This is a genomic window from Paenibacillus sp. NRS-1781 (assembly GCF_050467745.1).
GTDB lineage: Bacteria > Bacillota > Bacilli > Paenibacillales > Paenibacillaceae > Paenibacillus > Paenibacillus terrae_A.
The window spans coordinates 70503-95601 of sequence record NZ_JBITPI010000021.1 but is presented as its reverse complement, the minus strand read 5'-3'; the positions used below and the strand labels follow the sequence as shown (position 1 = coordinate 95601).

The following is a 25099-nucleotide window of genomic DNA, read 5'->3' as shown; positions in this document are numbered from 1 at the left end:
ATACAGCCTGACGGCATGTACCAAAATCTCAGCTTTGGATTTTGCAAGCAAAATCCGTACTCACTCGTTGTTCAGTTTTCAAAGATCAAACATTTCTTTTTTTGTTGATTTAGCTCGTCGCCTTATCAACTCTTATATCTTATCATGTCCGAACCAACTTTGCAAGCATTTTTTTAAATCTTTTTTTCAACACTCGCTCGCAATATTGTATTTCTTGGCCGGAATTAGAATATATCATAACGAATATTTAAATGCAAGCTTTTTTATTTATTTGTTTTATTGCCCCAAAATACCGCTTTACTCATTACTGCTCAAGTGATAAGTCTTATTTTTCTTTAATATTGATGATATCCTCCTCTGGGGAAAATGGTTGACGTCGGAGGCTATCGACTCCATATTCGCAAACTTGGTAGCGGCACTCCAACCATACTGCTTGAATCGGGAAGCGGGGAAAGCAGCTTGTCATGGAGGGATATTCCCGAAAATCTGTCATCATTCGCAACCGTTGTATCCTATGACCGGGCAGGCTATGCCTGGAGTGAGGAGGCTACTACTCCACGCACCGGGGAAAACATCGTTCGAGAGCTTCATGTTGCCTTAAAGAATACAGACATCCAGCCTCCTTATATCCTTGTAGGCCATTCTCTCGGGGGCATGTACTCAAGGCTGTACGCACAAACGTACAGTGATGAGGTGGCAGGATTGGTCCTTGTGGATGCTAGGCCTGAGAATGACGCTCGCCGGACAAATGAGATTTATGCCAAGGAACGACCTAAGGTCAATCCCACGCCATTAATATCCATTCTCCTAGAAAGGTCGGGGGCTTTTCGTCTGTTCCCTAATTTTATTCTAACGGGTCGTGTCGAGCATCAGGATAGAAAATCGTTTGTGAATATTGTCGCTTCACCCAAATACTTTCGATCTGTTGCCGAGGAGGGTGATCTGGCGAGCACGACCGAAAATGCCATACGTGGGCAACATTTGGGAAACCTCCCTGTGCGTGTGATTGCCCGGGGCATCCAGCAAAATTTGACTCAGTTCGGCATTAGTAAGCGCGGGAATAAGCAGATCGAACAAAGCTGGCAAATAGGACAGCGTGAAATGCTCAAAATCTCTACAAACAGCAAATTTATTGTTGCCAAAAAAAGCGACCATATGATTATTCATGATCAACCAGAGCTTGTCATTCAAGTTATCCGTGAGCTAATCTCCAATATCAATCACCAACGGTCAACCGTTGCTAAAACAAACACAGATGATTAGATACTCTACATGTTAATGGTTGCAAAAAACACAAAAGACGCCCGAGTTCCTTCTATATAAAGGAATCCGGGCGTCTTTGCTGCCTAACACTTATTATGCTTGATTGATCTTAGGACAAAATGCGCTTGTTTTTAGATGATGCTTCTGTGACCTTGCCAAGTATCTGTCTCAGCACTTTAGCATTCTCACCAATATAACCGGAATCAAACAGCACATCGTGCGTACCGATGACTCCATACTCTTCGTATTGACCAAGCGTTGCCTGTTGCCATAGCAGTTTATCTGATGATGTTACCGGACCCATACTATCGTCCTCTGCAACCAAGGCATGGATATTCGCCTGAACTTCACCTGCGTTAATAAGCTCATTCCGATAGATGGAGTAGATCAACATTTTGTCTTTGACTCGCTCCCTGTCGGATGGATCGGCCAAAAATGCTTTGTACTGATCCCCAATACTGTCCAACACCGCCTCGACAATCTCTTCTAGCTGCTCCGGCGTTGATTCATCCTTGGACGTCTTTCTCATAGCATCCACCATAATGAGGTCGCTCACCTGATGACCTCGGCTTTCCATGGCTTTGGCCACCTCAAAGGCCAGATTCCCTCCGAGTGAGTATCCGAGGAAGACATAAGGTCCCTCTGCTTGAATACCCACGATGGCATCCATGTAGCGATCCAGCATGTCTTGACTCTCAAAACGATCGCCGATGAATTCCAGCCCGTATACCTCGCAATGTCCTTCCAGCTCTCTAGCCATCTCATAGTAACCCAGAGAGTAGCCGACCCGAGGAGGGAAGCAGAACACTTTAAGCGTTCCTTTCCCTGGGAAGTGGATAATTTCCATTTCCTCTTCATCAGGAGCATCTTTTGTCCGCAGCCTGGATATTTCATGTGCCATTTGCTCCACCGTCGGAAGATTGAACACGAGTTGGAGCGGGAGCTGGACATCCATGACGGACGAGATTTTTTGAATCAATCCTAATACTTTCAGGGAGTGGCCCCCAAGTTCGAAGAAGTGATCTTTGACTCCGATTTCCTGCACACCGAGTACCTCGGACCAAATCTGCGCCAGTTCTACTTCAGTCGGCGTACGCGGCGGGATATACTCCGCTGTACTCCGCAGGAGTGCTTCTGGTGCCGGCAGCGCTTTGCGATCCAATTTGCCGTTCGGATTCAGCGGCATTTGTGCCAGCTGTACGAAAGCAGTCGGAATCATGTAGCTTGGCAGTTCGCTCGCCAGTGCTTCACGTAATACGTTGGCTGCAAGTCCCTCTTCAGCCACAAAGTACGCGCAAAGCTGAGTACCTCCAGTAGCATCAGTCAGTGCAAGGACGACCGCTTCCTGCACAGACGGCACTTTAAGAATTTGTGCCTCCACTTCTCCCAGCTCAATGCGGTAACCCCGGATTTTTACCTGGTGATCGATCCGCCCCAAATACTCAATATTCCCGTCTGGCAACCATCGGGCCAAATCGCCTGTCCGATAAATCCGTGCTCCCGGATTGTACGGGTGAGGAATGAACTTTTCTGCCGTCAGGTCCGACTGGTTGAAGTACCCTTGCGCTACCCCTTCGCCTGCAATGCAGAGTTCTCCCGGCACACCCACAGGTGATACCTGAGAAGCACTGTCCATCATCCATACTTGGACGTTAGCGTACGGTTTACCGATAGGCACATGCGTTAGAGCAGCAGTCTCAAGACTCGTTGTATATCGGGTCGCATATACGGCCGCTTCCGTAGGACCGTAGATGTTCTCCAGTACTGCGTGTGGAGATACTTTATAGTACTCTTCCACAAGTTTGGCGGGCAGCGTCTCGCCGCAGGCAAACAGGTATTTCAAAGTAAGGAATCCTTGGCTGCCGCCTTCCTTCAAATATTGAACGAGGACACTGAGCATCGACGGTACCAGATTGAGATGCGTGATATGGCTCGTATCCACGGCCTCCAGCAGTGCCACCGGATCTTTGTCCGCGCCCTGCGGCAAGATGACGAGAGTTCCCTGCCCAAAGAACCAGCAGAACAGCTCCGGCACGGAGAAGTCAAAGGTGAATGTGGTTTTGAGCAGGAATCGGTCGCCTGCCAGCATCGGATATTCAGCTTCCAACTGGCTCAACGTATGGACAGCGGAACGATGCTCAATCATTACGCCTTTCGGCTTACCGGTTGAACCTGACGTGTAAATGATATACGCCAGATGCTCCGGCCCGGCGAGTGGCTCCAGATTCGAGTCATCCGCATGATACGCCTGCGGGTCATCGAGTGCCAGGAGCGTGCCAGTGAACGGAAAGCGATCTTTGAGATGATTCTTCGTCAGCAGAAGCTTCGCTCCTGAATCCTCCAGCATGTGGCGAATACGATCTTCCGGGAATTCCGGATCAATCGGTACATAGGCCCCACCCGCTTTTAGAATGGCATGGATGCCGATGATCATCTCAAGCGAACGTTCAACCATGATGCCGACCGGCTGATCCGGTCTGACCCCTTGGGCACGCAACGTACGTGCGAGGCGGTTCGCCTGCTGATGAAGTTCTCCGTAGGGAAGCTTCGTTTCGCCATAAATAAGTGCTGTACGATCCGGTGTAAGCGCCGCTTTTTCCTCAAATATGCCGTGAAGGGTCTTCTCACGCGGATAAGGAGCTGCTGTATCGCCCCACACCTCTATAATCTGCGATTTCTCTTCTGGCGTGATCAGCTCCAGCTCATCAATACGAATGGCAGGCTGAACAGATACATTGCCCAGAATTTTCATAAAGTGCCCTTGAATCCGTTCCACGCTCTCCCGATCATAGACGCGGGCATTGTAACGATACAGGAACTCCAGATTACGGCCTGGCAGCACAATGAGGTTAAAATCATAATTCGTCTGTTCAAACATCTGAACATCCGTAATTGTGTATTCAGCCTCTTCACTGGCCATTTTCTCTTCCAGTTGCTCCTCCACCGGATAATTCTCGAATACCATAATATGAGAAATCAAATCTTGCTTCTGTTCGCTCTGTGCTTGAATCTCATAGAGCGGATAGGAATCATAAGCATGTCCTGCCAAATATAATTCCTGCTGTCTTTTCATCACATGGGAGAAAGTATCGCTTCCCTCAGCCTGTACCCGAACCGGAACTGTATTAATGAAGAGACCGATCATGCTTTCGATACCCGGAATCTCGGCAGGTCTTCCCGATACCACACTTCCAAAGACGACATCCTGACTTCTATTGTAGCGCTGCAACACGATTCCCCAGGCTGCTTGCATCAGCGTGTTCATCGTTACCTGGTTCTGCTTCGCCACTTGTTCCAGCCGCTCGGTCAGCTCTTCATTCAACGTGAATACAAGCTTCTCTGATACGTAGGCTTCTGCTTTTGCCAATGGCTGTGTTGTCGCTTGCGGCAGCTTCGTCTGCTGTTCGTAACCTTCCAGATAACCTCTCCAGTAAGAGGATGCCTCTTCCTCACCTTGCTCCTCCAGCCATTGAATATACTGGCTGTACGATACAGCAGTAGGAAGCTCAGGCTCCCTCTGCTCACGCAGAACCCCGTACGTTTCAAACACTTCCTGAAGCACAAGAGGCATACACCAGCCATCCAAAATGATGTGATGAGAGCTCCACAGCAGATGGTAATCCTCTTGTGCCGTCCGTAGAATGGTTACACGCAGCAATGCTCCTTCGGCAAGATCAAAGCCTCTTGCTTTGTCCTGAGCAGTACAAGCTGCAAGACGCGCTTCAATTTCACGGGATTCCAGCTCGTGCAGGTCCTCGTATACGAAGTCACACGCTCTTTCTTTAAACACAATCTGTATAGGGAAATCGCCCCATCCGGCATGGAAATTTGTTCTCAATATGGCATGCCGTTTCATCAGATGCTGTAAGCTGCGTTTGAAATCCTCAGGATAGAATGCTCCGTGAATTTCAAATTTAGCCTGCTCAAAGTAGACTTCCGAATGAGGCTCCAGCAAGCTGTGGAACAACATTCCTTTTTGCATCGGCGTCAGTTTATACATATTTTCAATACTGCCGATATGCCGTGTCTGCTCTTCCAGCTCCTCAATTTTTTCCAGGCTGATATCTTTGAGGAGTACGTCGCTTGGTGTAAGTTCCGTTCTTTCCTTTCGTACACAATGTCCAATGACTTCGCCGAGACGCTTCTTCAGGATGCCGACAAACTTCTCTACCGACTCCGTGTGGAACTGCTGACGGTTATAGCTGACCGAAAGCTGAAGTCGTCCTTCGGCAATCAGTCCATTAATGTTCAATGCCTGATGCTGTACCATCTGCTCACTGACCTCAGATCCTACCGAGTAAGGCGATACCTCCATCATCCCCCCTGCAAGATCCTGGTCGAACTGTCCCAGGTAGTTGAAGATAATCTCCGGTTCAGCCGAGAAGGAGGAGACATCGGATACGTCGCTCAAATATTTCAAAATACCATATCCGACACCTTTGTTAGGAATGTGGCGCAAGCCTTCCTTGACGCGCTTGATTCTGGCGCCGATCTCCAGGCCCTCTTTCATCTCAAGGGCGACAGGGTATTGGCTTGTAAACCAGCCTATAGTGCGAGTGATATCCAGTTCAGGTACAACAGGCTCCCGTCCATGTCCTTCCAGAAGGATGCCTATACGTTCGATCCCAGTCCACTCGTGAACAGCCATGCCGAGGGCCGTCAGGAGCAAATCGTTAACTTCCGTGTTGTAAGTGCGGTTCGCCTCTTTCAGGAACTGCTCTGTCTCTTCTGGTGACCATCTCACCGTAACCGTCCCGCTGTCTTTAATGAGAAGAGCGTCGTCTACCTTGTCTTTGGGAAGAGGGGCGAAGCCATCCCCTTCTACCTCTGCCCAATAGCTGCGTTCTTGTTCAGCCGCCGGACTGTTCGCATATTGTGTGATTCCCTGGGCCCATGCACGGTACGAATCCGTCTTCTGCGGAAGCTTGACAGCTTCTCCACGTGCTGCCTGCTCGTAGCCTTCCTGCAGGTCCTCAAAGAGGATGCGCCAGGATACGCCATCAACAGCCAGATGATGAATAACGATTAACAGATGTTCGCCTTCCGCGCAGCGGAATAGGCCCAATCTTAAGAGAGGTCCATCACCGAGAGAGATGCTGCGCTGAATGGCTTCGGCACCTGCTTCTATTGCCGAAGCCGGGTCTGTTTCATCCTTCAGATCGTGGATCTGGAGGCTATAAAGCTCACCCTCACCTAAGCTGCGGTTCCAGGCTTCAAATCCCTGCTCTCCTTGGCGGAACACCAGTCGCAGCGCATCATGATGTTCTGCAATTTTCCGAACAACCTTGGCGAGCGCATCGGTATCGAAGCCTTCCCGACGGTACAACATGACCGACTGATTAAAGTGGTGCAGGTCCGTCGACTGCTCGTCGAAAAATCTGCACTGGGCAGGTCCCAGTCTTACCGCTCCGTGTACCTCGCTCTGATCCGCAATTCGGCTGACCGCCCTAACACGCTGGGCCAGCTCTGCAATGGTCGGATAGCTGAACAAATCCTTCATCTCAAGTTTATAGCCTGCTTGGAGCAGCCTTGATGAGACTTGAATGGATTTGATCGAGTCGCCTCCGAGCTCAAAGAAATTGTCATGGATGCCGACAAGCGGAACACCTAGCACACCCTGCCAGATCGAAGCCAAAATGTTCTCCACATCCGTCCGCGGAGCAGTAAAGGCCGCGCCCGCCTTCACACCCGAGTTCGGTTCAGGCAGTGCCTTACGGTCCAGCTTGCCATTCGGTGTCAAAGGCATCACGTCCAGTTGGACGAAGTAGGACGGGATCATATATGCAGGCAGTCCAGAAAGTTCGTTCCGCAGCTCACTGACAGACATTTCCCGATCAGCTACGAAGTAGGCACACAGAGACTTCTGCCCATGGGCATCTGCCCACGCAACAACGAGAGCTTCCTCTACAAGTGGGATATCCTGTAGCTTGGCCTCAATCTCACCAAGCTCTATACGATAGCCCCGTATTTTAACTTGATGGTCAATACGTCCAATGTACTCAATGTCTCCATTAGGAAGGCGACGAGCCAAATCCCCGGTTCGATACATATTTCCTTCCGAAGCAAACGGATTTCTAATGAATTTTTCTGCGGTAAGCTCAGGACGGTTCAGGTATCCGCGGGCTACCCCGTCCCCTGCGATGTACATTTCGCCCTCCACGCCTAATGGCACGAGACGAAGCTGTTCATCCAGGATATGGATGTATATATTGTCTGCCGGCAATCCAATAGGTACGGATTCACGTGTATCCTTCACAGGATCGTACAGGTGAATCATGCAGCCGACGACCGTTTCGGTTGGACCGTATTCATTGTAGATTTTAATGTTGCCGCCAAAGAGATCTGTGATGGTTTGCGACAAATGTGTGGTCAAATTCTCTCCACCCACAATGAGCTGCTGAATGCGACTTTCCGCCGGGATGGTCATATCTTTAATCAGACTGAGATGAGTCGGCGTCAGCTTGAGAATGTCCACCGCATTTTCGCGCAAAATATGCTGAACAACCTCCGCTTTATCTATACCATCGTAAATCCGTACTAATCCTCCGTTAATTAATGGAGTGAAAATTGATGTCAGCGTCAGGTCAAACGAAATGGACGAGTACAGCGGAAAATCTGTTGGTTTCCCTGCACAGTAGACCTTATTGGCCCACCAGATGTAGTTCACGATCCCTTTATGGTTAATCATGGTTCCCTTCGGATTCCCTGTTGTACCCGAGGTATAGATTAAATACACCAGATCGTTTCCTCTCACTGGCAGATTGGGATTATCCACCCCGTCACCGTAGATGTGCGGCGAATCCAATTCCATAACCGTTCCCTCAAAGGAGGCCAGCTCCGTCAGGTGGCTCTGTGTGAGCAAAATTCCAGCGCCAGAATCCTTCAGAATATACTGAATTCGTTCCTGCGGATATTCAGGATCAATAGGTACATAGGCCCCGCCCGCTTTGAGCACACCCATGATGGCGACAAGCAGCTCCACAGACCGATCCGCCAGCAGGCCCACCACTTGTTCACTCCGAAGTCCCTGGGCGATCAAGGTGGCGGCCAATCTGTTCGCCTGCTCGTTCAACTCCCGATACGTGACCTGAACATCGCCGTTAACAGCTGCAATCTTATCTGGCGTACGGACAACCTGTTCTTCAAATAAGGTATGCAGACCCTGATCACTTGGATAAGTATGGGCCTTGCCGCCCCAGTATAGCAGTTTCATCCGTTCCTCAGATGTTACAATCTCCAGTTCCTCTATGGTCGCCTGCGGACGAGTAGCTACCTGATCGAGCATTTGCATCAAGTGTCCACCGATCCGTGCAATGCTTTCTTGTTCGTAGACCAAAGCATTGTAACGAATGCAGACCCTGATATCCTCGCCTGGAATCACAACCAGGTTAAAGTCATAGTTCGTTTGTTCAAACATGGTGAAGTTCGCGACTTCGAGATTGTCCTCATGTTGATTACCCGACTGTTCCACCTGTTCGTCGAGCGGATAATTTTCAAAGATCATAATATGAGAAATCAGGTCCTGCTTTTGGGTTGTTTTTCCCTGAATCTCATATAGTGGGTAAGTGTCGTAAGCACGGCCTGCCAGCGATTGTGCCTGTGTACGTTTCATGACCTCGACAAAGGCTTCGTCTTTGGAGGACTGTACACGGATAGGTACTGTATTAATGAACAGACCCACCATATTTTCGATACCTGCAATCTCAGCCGGTCTACCTGACACAACGCCGCCGAAAACCACATCCGAGCTGGCATTGTAACGTTGAAGAATCAGTCCCCAAGCTGTCTGCATTAAGGTGTTGACAGTCACGTGGTTTCGCTTCGCCACAACATCCATTTTATCGGTCAAGGATGCACCCAGATGGAGAACATGCTCATTTAGAACATAGCCCGCTTCTTTGGCCTGAGATTTCGTCTTGCCTTCCGGCAATACGGTATTCCCATCATAGTCCTTGAGGTATTGGCTCCAATATGTTGAAGCTTCCTCATCATCCTGTGCATCAAGCCACTCAATATAACGGCTATAAGGCTGAGCTGGCGGCAGCACAGGCTGTACCTGCTGTCGCATAGCAGAATAATAATCGAACAGCTCCTGCGTAATGATCGGGATGCACCAGCCATCCATGACAATATGATGGAAGCTCCATAATACCAGAGAGCTTTGTTCTGTTTGCAAGACGGTCACTCGCATCAGCGGATCTTCCGACAAGCTGAACCCCTTAGCCATATCCTCAGCAGTGTAAGCCTTGATCTGGGCTTCTTGCTCTTGCAAAGTTGCGGCACGCAAATCTACGTAGTGCAGAGGGATTAGCCGTTGCTTAAAGACAACTTGCAGCGGTACATCACCAATGTTGTTGTAAAAGCTGGTACGTAGTATGGCATGTCTTTGCACCAAAGCCTGGAAGCTCTCGAAGAAGGTCTCTACATCGAAGCTGCCTCGCAGCTCGAATGTAGCCTGCTCGAAGTATGAAGAGGAGTCTGGCTCCAGCAGGCTGTGAAACAGCATCCCCTTCTGCATTGGCGTAAGCTTGTACACATCTTCAATCTCTCCAGTGTGGGCCGTCCGCGCTGTAAGTCGATCAAGCTGCTCCAGTGTTAATCCCTGAAACAAAACATCACTTGGTGTAAGCTGTGAACGCTCCTGCGCCACACAATGCCGGATGACCTCGCTGAGGCTGGACTGTAATAATTCAGCAAAATGATTCACCGTCTCCTTGCGATACTGCATGCTGCTGTACGTAACCGTCAGTGATAGCTGGCCTTCGGCAATCATGCCATTCACATCCAGAGCATACTGCTGTGGTGTGTGGTCGCTGAGCGCCTTACCGACTGAATGTGTGGATAGGCTGAGGGCATTCCCCTCCAAATCCTGATCAAACTGTCCAAGGTAGTTAAAGGAAATCTCCGGCTCTACGCCGAACCCGCCACTTTTCTCCAGTGCCATATATTTAAGAAGGCCGTAGCCGATTCCTTTGTGCGGAATCTGGCGCAAATTCTCCTTGATACGCTTGATTCGTGCAGAACCTTCCTGTCCGTCTTGAAGGTTCAGCAGAACCGGATACTGGGTTGTGAACCAGCCCACGGTACGGGTGATATCCAGTTTCGGTAGAATCATTTCCCGTCCATGCCCTTCAAGATTGACCAAAATCTGCTCCATGCCTGTCCAGCGCTGTATTGCTGCCCCCAGAGCAGTCAAGAGCAAATCATTCGTCTCCGTATGATACGCCCGGTTCGCTTGTCGCAGCAGCAGGTCCGTTTCTTCCGCAGACCACGTTACCGTTACCGACTCGGTATCCCGAATGGTGCCCGGCTCCTGATCCTTATCCTTTGGCAGTGGAGCCAAAATCGCCTCCTCGATCTGCTGCCAGTATGCACGCTCCTTGTCCAGAGCAGGCCCTTCTGCATACTTCGCCGCTTGCTCAGACCATACAAGATACGAATCGGTCTTTTGAGGAAGAACGATTGCTTGTCCATTCAACGCCTGCTCGTATCCCGCTGCGATATCCTCAAACAGGATGCGCCAGGATACGCCGTCAACCAGGAGGTGATGGATGACAATTAACAAATGATCGCCATCGTCACAATGGAACAAGCCTAGCTTGAACAGCGGGCCGTCTTCCAGGTGAAAGCTTGCCTGGATGTCATCGGCTTTGGCTTGAACGGCAGCTGCCTGGTCTTCTGCCTGCCGCACATCAGCGATGTCCAATGTGTAGAGCTCACCTTCGTCCGTTCCCCGATTCCAGGCTGCATATCCAGCTTCTGTAGAACGGAAGACCATACGCAGCGCGTCATGGTGGGTAGCAATTTGGGCCACCGTCAATCGGAGTGCAGCCTCATCAAAGCCGTCTTTCCGATAGAGCATAACGGCATGATTGTAATGATGCGGCTCCGCTGTATGGCGTTCAAAGAACCAACGCTGAATTGGCATTAACTCCGCTGCACCTTGGATCTCGCCCTGTTCTGCTGTGCGTCCGGCTGCCTGAAGATACGGGCTTAGCTCGGCAATTGTCGGATATTTAAAGAGATCCTTCATCTCTAGCTTATACCCGGCTTGGAACAATCTCGAGGATACCTGGATCGCTTTGATGGAGTCACCACCCAGATCGAAGAAATGATCATGGATGCCGACCTGCTGCGCTCCCAATACACCTTGCCATACGGACGCCAGAGCTTCCTCAGCCTTCGTCCTTGGCGGTTCATAAACCGCTCCTGTCTGCACATTGACCTCCGGAGCAGGAAGCGCCTTGCGATCCAGCTTGCCATTTGGCGTCAATGGCATCTGTTCCAATTGCATGAAGTAAGACGGAATCATATAAGCTGGCAGCTCAGCAGCCAAGGCTTTTCTCAATTCGCCTACCGTCAGCATCTGATCGGCAGTGAAATAGGCGACAAGCACCTTTTGCCCACTTCCATCCTCCCGGGCGAGCACAACGGCCTCCCTTACAGACGGGGCATGGAGCAGCTTCGCTTCCACTTCGCCCAGCTCGATGCGGTAACCACGGATTTTAACCTGATGGTCAATCCGTCCCAAATACTCCATGCTGCCATCCGGCAGCCAGCGTGCCAGGTCACCCGAGCGGTACATACGCTCGCCCGCTGCAAACGGATGAGCGACAAACTTCTCTTCCGTTAATTCCGGTCGGTTCAGGTAGCCGCGCGCCAGGCCTTCGCCCGCCACGTAGAGTTCACCCGGAATACCAATCGGCTGTGGACGGCGCTGTTCATCCAGAATGTAAGCACGCAGCGTCGGAATCGTGATGCCGATATTGCTGCGGCCCTGTTCAATTTCCAGCTCTGTAATTTCCTTGTATGTTACATGTACGGTCGTTTCGGTAATGCCGTACATATTGATGAGCTGCACTTGCGGGTACTTCGTTCTCCAGTCCTTGAGCAAGGCCGGGCTTAATGCCTCTCCACCGAAGATAATCATACGGAGACTCAGCTCTGCGGCGTGATGAGCAAGCTCTTCCTGTAGTAACTGGTAGAAGTATGTCGGCGTCTGGTTCAAGACGGTGACCTTCTGGTCCTTAAGCAATTGCAAGAATCGATCCGGACTCTTCGCCGTAAGCGATGGAACGATGACCAGACGTCCTCCGTTCAGCAATGCCCCATACATCTCCCATACAGAGAAATCAAAGCAGAATGAATGGAACAGTGTCCACGTATCCTGAGGACCGAAATCAAACATATTTTTATCATTAAAGAGCAAGCGAACTACATTTTTGTGCTCGATCAGCGTTCCCTTTGGCTTGCCTGTCGTACCCGATGTGTAGATGACGTAGGCAAGATGCTCCGGTCCGGCTGCAGGCTGCAGGTTTGAGATATCTTCCTTGTAGGAAGCCGCCTCGTCCAGATTGATGATGTCACCGGCGAAGGAGGCGCGTTTCTCCAGATGCGCTTGTGTCAGCAGTAGCTTGGCTCCTGAATCCTCCAGCATAAAGCGAATGCGGTCTTCTGGATATTCAGGGTCCACAGGGACGTAAGCTCCGCCCGCCTTCAAAATGGCCAAAATCCCGACGACCATTTCGAGGGAACGATCCGCCATGATTCCAGCCAAACCATCCGGTTGGAGGCCACGCTCGCAGAGCGTTCTGGCAAGTCTGTTTGCCCGTTCGTTCAGCTCGCTGTAGGACAGGGTTGCCTCTTTACATACGACTGCTACTGCATTCGGAGTATGAGCAGCCTGTTCCTCGAACAACGCATGAATCGTCTTGTCACGAGGATAATCTGCTCTGGCTTCGGCCGACTCCTGCATCAGCTTTGATTTTTCCTGAGGTGTCACGATATCAAGGGATGACAACGGCATCGCCGGATTGGCGGTTGCTTCCCGAATAAGCTGTACAAAATGACCTGCCATTCGTTCAGCAGTCTCTCGCTTGTAGATCGCAGTCGAGTACTCAAGCGTGCAATCCAATGCCCCATCCGCTTCACTTACGGTCAGCGTGAGGTCAAACTTGGCAGCAGGATGTACATTATCGTAAGGAGTGAAACGCAATCCCTCTATTTCTTGTTCTCCCTGCTCAATATTTTGCAGGACAAACATGGTATCAAATAGCGGGTTACGGCTCAGGTCACGCTGAAGCTCCAGCTTTTCTACCAGCTCCTCGAACGGATAATCCTGGTTTTCATAGGCCTGCAGCGCTGTTTCCTTCACTTCCTGCAAATAAGCCTCGAAAGACTTCTCCCCTTCCGGATAAGTACGTAGTGCCACTGTGCCGACGAACATACCGATGAGACCTTCGAGTGTCGCATGGGATCTTCCCGCCACAGGTGAGCCGACAATGACATCTTCCTGACCTGTGTACTTGTGCAAGAGCGCTGTATAGGCTGCCAGCAGTACCATGAACAGAGTAGAACCCGTCCGGGTAGCCAGCTCCTGGAGTGAACCGCTCAGAGAAGAATCAATACGAAAGTCGATCCGGTCCCCCACAAAGCTTCGCACCGCAGGACGGACTTCATCCCCCGGCAAATCCAGCACTGGCAAGCTTCCGCGGAATGCATCCAGCCAGTAAGCTTCCTGGGCTTTGAGACGTTCGCTTCCGAGTTGCTCCTGCTGCCATACCGCATAGTCTGTGTACTGGATCTGTAGTGCAGGTAATAAGTCCTCCTCTTGGTAGAAGCGGAGGAATTCTTCTATGAGAATGTTCATAGAAACACCATCTGAGACAATATGATGCATGTCAAACAACAGTAAATGGCGTTCATTCGCAATCCGAATGAGGCCGGCCCGCAGCAATGGAGCCTCGCCAAGATCGAAGGGACGGACAAATTGCTGAACGGAAGCTTCTGCCTCTTCCTCGCTCAACTCCGCATATTCCACAGTAAATGGCACATCCGTCAGGATCTGCTGTACGGGTTCACCGTTAACAGTCACAAAACGGGTACGCAGCGAACCATGGCGATGAATCAGACGACGGAATACCTGCTCCAGCCGTTCCCGATCCAAGACTCCCTCAACCGTAAGGATACCCGGCATATTGTAGCTCAGCTCTCCGCCTTCCAGCTGACTTAGAATAAACAGCCGTTTTTGGCTTGAGGACAAGGGGTAGTGCTCACGTAGTCCAGCCGTAGGAATTTCCTCAAAATCGAGCGGTGTATAGCCCTCAATCGCATAAGCCAATCCTTCAATTGTAGGTGACTGGAACACCTCTCTCAGACTAATCTCACGGTTCATTTCCTTGCGAATTCGTGAGACTAGCAGGGCTGCACGCAGTGAGTGACCTCCAAAATGGAAGAAATTATCCTTCACTCCCGCGTTCTCTACACCCAACACTTCTTGCCAAATTTTAGCTAATTGAATTTCCACAGGTGTCTTCGGAGCTACAGATGAAGCAACTGCCCATCCGCGCTCTCCCTGCAACGCTTTTCGATCTATTTTTCCGTTCGACGTCAGAGGCATGTCCTCCAGTTGTATGAAGCGGGAAGGGAGCATATATCCAGGTAACATCTCCGACAGAACAGCCCGAAGCTCGGATACCTCAAGTTTCTGAGCGGCTACGAAATAAGCGACTAGATCTTTGTAGCCGTCATCGCCCTCTACAGCCATGGCCACGACTTCCTGAACGGACGCCACTCTGAGCATTTGTGCTTCGACCTCACCCAGCTCGATTCGATAGCCGCGAATTTTGACTTGGTGATCTATTCGACCTAAGTACTCGATGGTTCCATTCGGTAACCAGCGAACCAGGTCACCCGTCCGATACATACGCTCTCCTGGAGCAAACGGATTGTCCACGAATTTCTCATCCATTAACTCAGGCCGGTTATGATACCCCCGTGCTAACCCGATACCCGAAATGCATAGCTCTCCAGCTACGCCAACAGGCTGCAATCTAAAATGGTCATCCAAGATGTACACACTATGGTTAGCAATAGGTTGTCCAATAGATACAATATCCGTTGCTTCCTCACTGTCCGGGACAGACCAGATTGTGGTGCATACGGAGTCCTCCGTTGGGCCATAGCCATTAGAGTATCGTACATGCTTCCTCCACTTTTCGATCAACTCGACCGATGCGGCTGATCCGGCGGTTAGTAGGCACCGCAGTGTTGGCAGACGCTCTGGATCAAATTGGATAGCGTAAGCGGGTGGCAGAGTCGCTATCGTAATTCCCTTGTCATTTAAGAAATGCTCAAACAAGGCATAATCCAAAATGTCATGTGTAGAAGGAATGCACAGAGCAGCCCCTTGGCTTAGTGCCGTTAAAATTTCCGAAACCGATGCATCGAACGACAGGCTTGCAAACTGAACGATTCGGTCCTGCGGTGTAACTTCGAAGAGTGCCCCGTATACGTCCGAAAGATTTTGCAGTCCCCGATGTTCAACTAATACGCCCTTAGGCTGACCCGTCGTACCTGAAGTATAGATCACGTAGGCCAGATCATCCGGGCCAGCAGTATCCTTCAAATTCGAGGTGTCGGCATCATAGGTTAATGGTTCATCCAGCAGCAAAACATTTTCCATCCAGCCAAGATGCTCCAGGAGACGGGTCTGTGCAAGGATCAGCTTCGCCCCGCAATCTTCAAGCATGTAACTGATTCGTTCTTTCGGATACTCTGGATCAATGGGAACATAGGCACCCCCGGCTTTCATAATCCCGTAGATTCCAACGATCATTTCGGGCGACCGTTCAGCAATCAGTCCCACCAGGTCTCCCGTCTTGATTCCCTGAGTATGGAGCCTTCTCGCCAGTCCATTGGCTTTTGCATTGAGCTCGGCGTAGGTCAGCATCTCGTCCTCGAACCAAATGGCAGTCGCGTCTGGCGTTCGTCCCGCCTGTTCCTCCAACAGCCCGTGGAACGTGCTACAGTGCTCGTAACTGATTTTCGTGTTTCCCCATACGTTCAAAATCTGCTCTCTCTCCTGCGGCGTGACCAATTCCAGAGCATCCACGGAAATGGCAGGGTTCTCTACAATTTGTTCCATAAGGTGAACCAGATGTCCCTTGATTTGCTCAATCGTCTCTTGATCATAAACAAGTGCATTGTATTGGAAAAGCAATTTCATCTCTTCACCCGGCAGGACGATCAGGTTAAAATCGTAGTTCGTTTGCTCAAGAAGCTCCGCGTCCTCAATCTCAAAGGCAGCCTCGCCACCACCCAGACGCTCTACCTCCTCCTCGACAGGATAGTTCTCAAATACCATAATATGTGAGATTAGATCCTGCTTCTGATCCGTCTGAGCCTGAATCTCAAACAGTGGGTAGGTGTCGTACATATGAGAAGCCATATATTGCTCCTGCTGCTGCTTCATCAGGATAGAGAAGGGGAGATTTTCTTCCGTCTTCACACGAACGGGAATCGTATTGATGAACAAACCGATCATCCGATCAATGCCCGGGATTTCTGCTGGTCTGCCCGATACTACACTTCCGTACACGACATCCCGGCTACCGTTATAGCGTTGAAGCGCAATGCCCCAGATGGACTGCAGCAGTATATTCACCGTGACATGAGCATTTCTGGCCACCTTTTCGAGGCGCTCAGTCAGTTCCCTGCTGAGAGGGTAATTCAGCTTTTCTGCTACATAGCCTTCTCCCTTACTTGCTCCAACGACTTGAGGTAAAAGCGTCTGCTGCTCGTAACCGGCCAGATATCGGCCCCAATAGTTGGACGCAACTACTTCATCCTGCTGTTCCAGCCATTCGATATATCGACTGTATGGCTGAACCTCTGCCAGCTGCGGCTCTCTTCCTTCCAGGAGGGAAAAATAATGCTCAAATACCTCCTGCGTAATTAACGGAACACACCATCCATCCATGACGATGTGGTGGAAGCTCCACAAGAGACGGAAGCTAGCTTCACCTGTGCACAAAATCGAAACACGGAGAAGCTCATCTTCAGACAGGTTGAAGCCCTGTTCTTTGTCCTTTGCAGCAAACGTCTTCAAATAAGCTTCGCGCTGCGTTGCGTTCATCTCCCGCAGATCTTCGTACACCAGTTTGGCGCCTCGGTGCCGAAATACAACCTGTAAAGGCTCGCTACCCCATCCGCTATAAAAGTTCGTGCGCAGGATGGCATGACGCTCCACCACTGCATCCAGACTGTGTCCAAAGGCAGCTGGGTCAAAGCTGCCCTTAAAGTCAAAGGCAGCCTGCTCAAAATAAGCACCCGTATGCGGCTCTAACATATCATGAAACAGCATGCCCTTCTGCATCGGCGTCAGACTGTATACATTCTCAATATCACCTATGTGGCTGGTTTGCTTAGAAAGCTCTTCTAAATCAGCAATGCTCAGCCCTTTCGCAAGCACATCGCTTGGTGTCAATACCGATCTCTCTTGGGTTACGCAATGATGGAGAAGCTCGCGCAAGCTGTCTTCAATATATCCAGCAAGTTGCTCCATCGTAGATGACTTATACTGTTTTCCGTTATAAGTAATCGTTAGAGTCAGGGCTCCGTCCGTCACCATGCCATTGATATCTAGCGTATAGGCTGGTTCCTCCAACAAGCTTTGGGCGCTTCCGGTCGGATAAGGAGAAATCTGCAACGAGCTTCCCTGCAAATCCTGATCAAATTGCCCCAGATAGTTAAAAGAAATCTCAGGCTGCAAGCTGAAGCTGTCTACGTCCACCTGATTTGCCATGCTTTGGAGTAACCCATATCCGATACCTTTGTTCGGAATTCGGCGCAGCCCTTCTTTCACAGACTTGATCAAGGCTGCCACTTCTGGGTCATCGCCCAATTCCAAAATTACCGGATATTGGCTTGTAAACCAACCAACGGTACGGGTGATGTCGATATTCGGTATAATCGGTTCACGACCGTGGCCTTCCAGATTCACAGCAATCTTTCCGATGCCAGACCATTTGGATACCGCCATGCCCAGAGCGGTCAATAGCAGATCGTTCGTCTCCGTTTGGTAAGCACGGTGGGCTTTTCTCAGCAGTTGGTCAGTTTCTTCTGCAGTCCATTGTGCTGTTACCACTTCGCTATCCCGTAAAAGAAGGCTTTCTACAGCCTCATCCTTCGGTAACTGCTCAAGTTGCTGTCCTTCCAGGTCTCTCCAATACGCCTGATGAATTTCGATTGCCGGGCTTTCCGAATAACGGGAAAGAGCATCACCCCAGTCACGGAAGGCGTCCGTCTTCTGCGGAAATGTCAGCTCTTGTCCTTGAGTTACCTGTTCATAGCCCGCTGCGATATCCTCAAACAAAATCCGCCAGGATACTCCGTCCACCACCAAATGGTGGATCACGATCAGCAGATGGTCTCCATCCTGACAATGGAAAAGTCCTAGCTTCAACAGCGGACCCTCTGCCAGATTGATGCTGCGCTGAATGTCATCCGACAACGCTGTAATGGCTGTGACCGGATTGGATTCATTCCGTAAATCAGCCGTTTGCAGGCTATAAAGCTCTCCTTCTTCAAAACCACGATTCCAAGCCTCGTAGCCTTGTTCTGTCTGACGAAAAACCATGCGGAGGGCGTCATGATGCTGGGCGAGTTTTCTCAGCACTTGATGCAAGGCCTTTTCCTCAAATCCCTGTTCACGGTACAGCATGACCGCTTGATTGAAATGATGCGGCTCTGCCTGCTTCCGTCCAAAGAACCACTGCTGGACTGGAGTCAAGGAGGCCGATCCACGCACAGTTCCTTGTTCTGCCATATGCACAGCCGTTTGTATTTGCGCGCTTAGCTCCGCAATGGTTGGAGATTTGAACAGTTCCTTCATCTCTAGCCGATAACCAGCCTGTAGCAACCGTGACGAAACCTGAATGGCCTTAATGGAGTCTCCTCCCAATTCAAAGAAATTGTCATGGATCCCCACCTGCTCGGCACCCAGCACCCCCTGCCAAACAGAAGCCAAGGCTTCTTCCGCCAGTGTACGGGGAGCCGTATACTTCCGTCCCGTATGCACACCCACTTGAGGAGCTGGCAGAGATCTGCGGTCCACTTTTCCGTTCGTCGTTAATGGCATACGATCCAGCTGCACAAAATAGGACGGGATCATATAACCCGGAAGTACCTGCGATAGAGCAAGACGCACTTCTCCTGCCGTGAGCATGCGATCCGCCACATAATAAGCGCAAAGCTGCTTCTCTCCAAGCTCATCCGTGCGAACGACCACTACGGTGTCAATGACCGTCTCCACCTTGGTCAACTGAGCCTCGATTTCGGGGATCTCAATGCGGTAGCCACGTATTTTGACCTGCTCATCAATTCTTCCTTTAAATTCCAGTTTACCATCTGGAAGCCAGCGTACCAGATCACCAGTTCGGTAGCAGGATTCTCCGTCCTTCACGGGACTAGGGACAAATTTTTCTGCCGTGAGATCGGGACGATTGAGATATCCGCGCGCTACACCTTCTCCGCCGACAATCAGTTCGCCCCAAGCCCCAATGGGTTGTAATTGAAGCGATCCATTGACCACATAAGCGGTCGAGTTACTAATCGGGCGACCAATCGGCACCCCCCCTTCAGCACGACCCGGAATCTTGTAGGTGGTGGAGAATGTCGTATTCTCTGTCGGACCATAGCCATTGATAAGGTCAAGACCAGGATTGGCCTCTTTCACACGATTGATATGAGGTACGGACAGTACATCACCACCGACCAACAATGCTTTTAGCCCTCTAAATAAATACTCATCCTGTAGTGAGAGCTGATTAAAAAGCGGTGCAGTAAGCCACATCGTCGTAATCCCGTATGAGGCGATAGCAGCTTTGAGCCTATCGGCAATCAGGATGTCGTCGTTCTCTACGAAATAGAGCTGTCCACCGTTAAGCAACGCCCCCCATATCTCGAAAGTGGAGGCATCGAAGGCCACGGCTCCTGTCTGCAAAATTCGTGTGGATTCATTCAGCTCCACATAGTTAGTCTCTTTGACCAGACGGACCACGTTCCGGTGTTCAACCATAACACCCTTCGGTCTACCCGTCGTACCCGATGTGTAGATGACATAAGCGAGTCCCTGCGATCCATGGACAGTCTCCTCCGGCTGGGTAGGTTTAGCTGCATAAGCCTCTTCACTGCTGAGGTCGACAATCGGTAAACCGTAGTCTACACTTACAAACTCACCTTTTTGCACCAGTAGTAGCTTGGCGCCGGAATCATTGAGCATATAACGAACCCGGTCTTCCGGGTATTCGGGATCAATAGGCACATAGGCTCCACCCGCCTGCAGTATTGCGAGCATACCAATAACCATCTCGATGCCTCGTCCGCCCATCACGGCTACAGGCTGCTCCCTCAACGTTCCCAAGCGACGCAGTGTTTGGGCCAGCCGCCCTGCCTTCTCTTCCAATTCGAGGTAGGTTAGCTGGACGTTGCCGAATACAAGCGCCGTCTGCTCCGGTGTACGCTTTACTTGCTCTGCGAACAGCTCATGAATAGTCTTCTCACTTGGATAAGGAGCCGATGTCGCGTTGAATTCTTCAATGATCTGCACCTTCTCCTCCGGTGTGATCATCTCAATATTTGCCAGCTTTAACTGGGGATTGACAGCGACCGCATGCAGAACCCGAAGCAAGTGCATAGCCAGTCGCTCTACACTCTCTCGCTGATATAAAGCCGTGCTATACTCCAAACCAAAGGCTAGCTCTGCCCCCTGCTCCTCTACATTGAGTGACAGGTCAAATTTGGCTGTAACGGTCTCCGTCGGGTAAGGAGTAAAGCGCAGCCCGCCCATGTCCTGCTCTGCCTGCTCCGTATTTTGCAATACCAACAGAGTATCAAAGAGTGGATTGCGGCTGACATCACGTCCTACGCCCAGCTTCTCAATCAGTTTTTCCAAAGGATAGTCCTGATGCTCGAACGCCTTGAGCGCCGTTTCCTTGATTTCGAGAAGATAATCCTGAAATGTCTTATCTCCCGCCGGGTAGCTGCGCATAGCCAGTGTATTGACAAACATCCCGATGATGCCCTCAAGCTCCGCTTGCGGTCTTCCAGCCACGGGAGAACCTACGATGATATCCTCCTGCCCCGTATATTTGTGCAACAGGACCGAATAAGCAGCCAGTAATACCATATACAGCGTAGTACCTGTACGGGATGCGAGTTCCTGTATTGCCTTATTGCCGGACGCATCCAATGTAAAATCAATTCGGCTACCCTCGAAGCTGCGAACAGAAGGTCTTTGATAATCCGTAGGCAAATCAAGTATAGGCAGTTCCCCTTCAAAAGCCTGCAGCCAGTATGCTTCAAGCTCTTTCCACTGATTCTCCGAATGCTCCCGTTGCCATACCGCATAATCCTTGTACTGGATGTGCAGTTCTGGCAGCTGTTCTTCCTGATACAATGAGGTGAGTTCTTCCACCAGTATTTGAATGGAAACCCCATCCGAAATGATATGGTGCATATCAAACAGCAATAGATGACGTCCCTCTTCCAGCTTCACCAAGCCAACACGCAGTAATGGGGCCTGGCTGAGATCAAAAGCACGGATAAAGCTGCGTACGAGCGTATCCGTCTCCTCCACCGAAGCCTCTGTGTAGTCCAACGCGAACGGTACATCCCTATGCACACGCTGAACAAGCTCTCCATCCTTCATATAGAAGCCGGTTCTCAGGGATTCGTGACGCTGGATCAGTGCCTGGAACGCAGATTCAAGACGAACGCAATCCAACGGCCCGTCCACTGTGAATGCTCCAGGCATATTGTAGCTGAGCTCTCCTCCGTCCATTTGTCTCAACACATATAACCGCTTCTGTGCTGAGGACACGGGGTAAGCTTCGCTTTCCTCCGCCCGTGGGATGGATTCATACACGGTCGGAATGCGTTCTTTCACCAGTCGTGCCATGGACTCGACCGTAGGCCACTGAAACACTTCCCGCAGCGAAAGGCTGCATCCCAGCTCTTTCTGAATCCGCGAAACGAGCAGTGTCGCCCGCAACGAGTGACCACCTATTTCAAAGAAATTATCTCTGATACCCACGCGGGCAACTCCCAGAATATCCTGCCAGATTAGCGCCAACTGCACTTCCGCAGCAGTTCTCGGAGCCAAATAATCCTCGCTGGATTGTACACTGCCCTCAGGTGCTGGCAGCGCACGGCGATCCAGCTTGCCATTCGGCGTAAGCGGCATTTGCTCCAGCCGGACAAAATAAGAGGGGATCATATAAGCTGGTAGTTCTACGGCCAGCTGAGACCTCAATTCGCTCGGCGCAAGGTCGGTGGAGGCAACGTAGTAGGCGCACAGCAATTTTTGTCCCTGTTCGTCGTCCCTTGCCAGGACAATCGTTTCCCGTACATTCGGAACCTTGAGAATTTGGGCTTCCACCTCGCCAAGCTCAATTCGGTAGCCACGAATTTTGACTTGATGGTCGATCCGGCCCAAATATTCGATATTACCATCAGGCAACCAACGAGCCAGATCGCCGGTACGGTACATCCGCTCTCCCGCCCGAAACGGATGCTCTACGAATTTCTCGGCTGTTAACTCTGCACGGTTCAAATACCCTCGGGCAAGACCGTCGCCCGCGATGTATAGCTCCCCTGGAACCCCGACAGGCTGCAGACGTCTTTGCTCATCGAAAATGTAAGCGCTAAGTGTCGGAATTGTTCTGCCAATATTGCTTTTCCCCGCTTCAATCTCACGTTCCGTGATTTCCTTGTAGGTGACATGGACCGTTGTTTCCGTAATTCCGTACATATTAATCAGCTGCACATCAGGATACTTGACCCGCCAGTTTCTCAGAAGAGATGGGCTTAAGGCCTCTCCGCCAAAAATGATTTTTCTAAGACTAAGCTCTGTCGAAGAGTGCGCCAATTCCTCCTGTAGCACCTGATAAAAATACGTTGGCGTCTGGTTCAAAATGGTGACTTTGTTGTCTTTCAGCAACTCCAGGAAAGCTGCTGGACTCTTGGCAGTGAGAGAAGGAACAATCACCAATTTTCCTCCGTAGAGAAGGGCTCCATACATCTCCCAAACGGAGAAATCAAAACAGAATGAATGGAATAGCGTCCACGTATCCTGAGCGTTGAAATCAAATAAATTTTTATCGTTAAAGAGCAGTCGAACTACATTTTTATGCTCGATCAGCGTTCCCTTCGGCTTGCCAGTTGTACCCGACGTATAGATAACATAGGCAAGATTGCTCGCCCCCGAAATGCTCTCCAGATTTGAAGTGTCCCCTGTATACGATGCAACTTCGTCCAGATTCACCAGCTTTCCGTCAAATGTGGTACTCTCCCATAGATGGCTTTGGGTGAGCAACAGACGGACTCCTGAATCCTCTAGCATGTAACGAATACGCTCTTCGGGATAATCGGGATCAATCGGTACATAGGCACCTCCTGCTTTCAAAATGCCCATCATACCGACGATCATCTCCAAGGAACGGTCAGCCATGATCCCTACGAGCGTATCTGCTCCTACTCCCTCGGAGCGCAAATATCTCGCAAGCTGGTTAGCCTGCTCGTTTAGAGCTAGATATGTAATGCTCTGCTCGCCCATCTGAACGGCAACATGATCTGGCGTGCGCTCGGCCTGTTCTTCGAATAAGCCATGAATTGTCTTTTCACGCGGATAATCAGCTACAATCCCTTCCGAGAGAGCCAAAATGGATTGCTCATCCGCTTCTCCCAGCAGGGTTACCTCTGCGATGGAAAGCTGCGGTGCATGAATGATCTGCTCGGCGATCGTAAGCAACTGGGAAACCATGTCCGTTACTTCACTGCGTTCAAACAGCGTCGTCCGGTAATCGACATCCAGTACCAGCTCGCCTTCATCCAGGATCTCCACGATATGAAGCACGAAATCATTCACTTCGTCACCGCAGAAATCATAATCCGTCAAAATGCGCACCTCATCCAAATCAACCCAATTGATAAGGCGGTATTCCATTGAAACGCCAAAAAGCCGCTGGATATCCCTGTTACCATGCATTTCTCTAAGATCCTGAATTAACTGATTATATGGATACTTCTGATGCCGCAGGACTGACATCTGATCCCTGGCTACATCCTGCAGGAAGCTCAACACATCCATATCCTTTTCGACGTATGTTCTGGCTGCAGCCGTGCTGACGAACATACCTATCTTTTGCTTCTCTTTTTTGTTCCCCCGGTTAGCGAACGAAGTACCGATCACCACATCCGGCTGATTCGTCACTTTGTGTATGTAAATATACATCGCACCCATGAAGAACTGGAACAGAGAAATCCTGTTCTGTTGGCAAAATGCCTGCAGCTCGTGATACAGCACCTCTGGCACGGTAAAATGCTCCCGAACGGCGCGGGTGCTTAGAGATAACGGATTGTATGACTTCCAACCCGTAAGTTCAGGTAAATCAGAAAATTTATTCAGCCAGTATGTCTTGTCCTTTTGGTATCTGTCAGAAAGCTCGTATGCGTTCTCTTCTGCAATATACTGAATATAGGAGCAATCGTCATTCAGCGTCGGTTCATTTCCTTGGATGATCTGCATGTAAAATTCCGTCAATTGATTTCCATAGATCACCATTGAGATCCCGTCAGAAATAATATGGTGCATCTTGGTATTAATCCAATACTCATCCTCGCTAATCTTTACAATCAAAAATTGGAATAGCTCAGAATCCAGCAGTTGCAGGGGTTTGCTTTTGTGCTGCTCAAGTAAAGTTTCTACCTCTGATACACTTTCATAGTGGGTAAGGTCCAGATACTCCAACTGTCTCTCTTCATAAGGAACGACATACTGCCGAGGCACTCCATCCACTGAGGTGATACGAATGCGGAACGCATCATACTGTTTGATAATCAAATTAATGGACTGCATGAAGGCAGCGATATGGATACGGCCCTTCATCTTGGCTGTACCGGAAAGCTGTGACACTGACGTATCTGGATAGAGTAATTCGGTATACCATATACGTTTCTGCGCATTTGTTAAATCATATAACTGTATGTCATTCAT

Annotated in this window: 1 protein-coding gene and 1 pseudogene; one reads left to right on the top strand and one right to left on the bottom strand. The window is 50.2% G+C overall.

All coding sequences use genetic code 11. From position 1 onward, the window contains the following. Positions 1-348 precede the first annotated feature (348 nt). A pseudogene (locus ACIFO6_RS08200) lies at positions 349-1263 on the top strand (alpha/beta fold hydrolase); the annotation flags it as partial. A gap of 109 nt (positions 1264-1372) precedes the next feature. Here ACIFO6_RS08200 and ACIFO6_RS08195 read toward each other — a convergent pair. After that, positions 1373-25099: a non-ribosomal peptide synthase/polyketide synthase gene (locus ACIFO6_RS08195; RefSeq protein WP_430039863.1), complete on the bottom strand. Its 23727-nt coding sequence runs from the start codon at positions 25097-25099 to the stop codon at positions 1373-1375.

What these genes read in the sequence shown, in the direction of transcription:
- ACIFO6_RS08195 (WP_430039863.1), bottom strand. Translation starts at nt 25,099, where the DNA reads ATGAATGACATACAGTTATATGATTTAACAAATGCGCAGAAACGTATA.